The organism is Helicobacter pylori SA37A (genome assembly GCF_000476015.1).
In the GTDB taxonomy this organism is placed as follows: Bacteria; Campylobacterota; Campylobacteria; order Campylobacterales; family Helicobacteraceae; genus Helicobacter; species Helicobacter pylori_DB.
Window position 1 is genome coordinate 1 of the sequence record NZ_CBOO010000039.1, and the last position, 1,455, is coordinate 1,455.

The following is a 1,455-nucleotide window of genomic DNA, read 5'->3' on the forward strand; positions in this document are numbered from 1 at the left end:
GCGGAATTTCAAATCTCTAAGGAGCTATGCAAAATTTTTAAAAATACCGCTTTTAGAACCTAACAAACTAAAAACATAAAACTCTCATTCTTTAAGATTTCTTTTTATATTTTAATAAGGGAGCAATATGCCACATAACAAACTCACTAAATCTCAGAGAGAACTCTTTTGTAATCTCAAAGCCTTTTTATACACTAAGGCTAAAAACTTCACGCCCATTCAAGATGTGAAGGATATGGCTTTAATCCTAGACACACAAGATAAAATCTTAAAATGTCATAATATAGAGCAATTAAAACAACTCTGTCATATTCTTTATAATCAAGGCATTAAACATACTATAATGATGCAAGGCTTGTTTTTATTCTTTAACTATTTTAAAGATAATCTCAAATTAAGAAGTTTTAGAATGCTTAGCGAAGAGCAAGTCATTAACTTTCTCTTTGAACTCGCTCAAAATAGAAAACCCAGCTCTATGGCTAAATATGTGATGTATTTAAGACAATTCTTTGATTACTTGGATAGGAAAAAGCATTATAGCTTTGATTTTGCTCTTAAAAACCTAGCCTTTGCTAAAACCAAAGAAAGTCTGCCTAGACATTTAAACTACAAGGATTTAAAGGCATTCTTAAAAACACTCTTAGAGTATAGTCCAGCCACAAGTTTTGAAAAGCGTAATAAGTGTATTCTACTCATTGTAATACTTGGGGGGCTTAGAAAATGCGAAGTGTTAAACATAGAATTAAAACATATTCAAGTAGAAGAACAAAACTACTCTATTTTAATTCAAGGCAAAGGGAGGAAAGAAAGAAAGGCTTATATCAAAAAGAGTTTGTTAGAACCAAGCTTGAATGCTTGGCTTAGTGATGAATATAGACTAAAATATTTTAATGGGGCATATCTTTTTAAAAAAGACAAACAAAAAGCACAAAATTCTTTAACGCTTTATAACTTTATCCCCTTAATCTTTAAACTAGCTCAAATCAAACACTATAAGCAATATGGCACAGGCTTACATCTATTTAGGCATAGTTTTGCAACACTCATTTATCAAGAAACCCAAGACTTAGTTTTAACTTCAAGGGCGTTAGGGCATAGCTCCTTACTCTCTACTAAGATTTATATTCATACCACACAAGAGCATAACAAGAAAGTGGCTCTTGTGTTTGATAGTTTGATAGAGAACAAGAAGTAAGGGGGTTAAAATTGATTAGGTAGTTTAGTGTAATTAGTTTAAATAATCTTATTAAGATAAATAATCTAGCATTAGATAATTTTAATTAACTATTTAATGTTTTATTGCTAATTAAAAATGATTAGTTTTATAAGGGTTGTTAAAATCATTGAGATTTTATAGAGTTAGCTTAAATTACAAAATATTCTAAAAACAATGTAATTATAGATTATTGTTACTCATTAAGAATATATTTGATTAACAATACAAATAACTAAATT

The 1,455-nt window shown here is 29.0% G+C and carries 1 protein-coding gene; it reads left to right on the forward strand.

Annotated features, from left to right (window positions below):
- The first annotated feature begins 127 nt into the window (after positions 1-127).
- Complete coding sequence (locus tag QT76_RS07780; RefSeq protein ID WP_033596347.1) at positions 128-1,195, forward strand: tyrosine-type recombinase/integrase; 1,068 nt, start codon at positions 128-130, stop codon at positions 1,193-1,195.
- Positions 1,196-1,455: the final 260 nt, after the last annotated feature.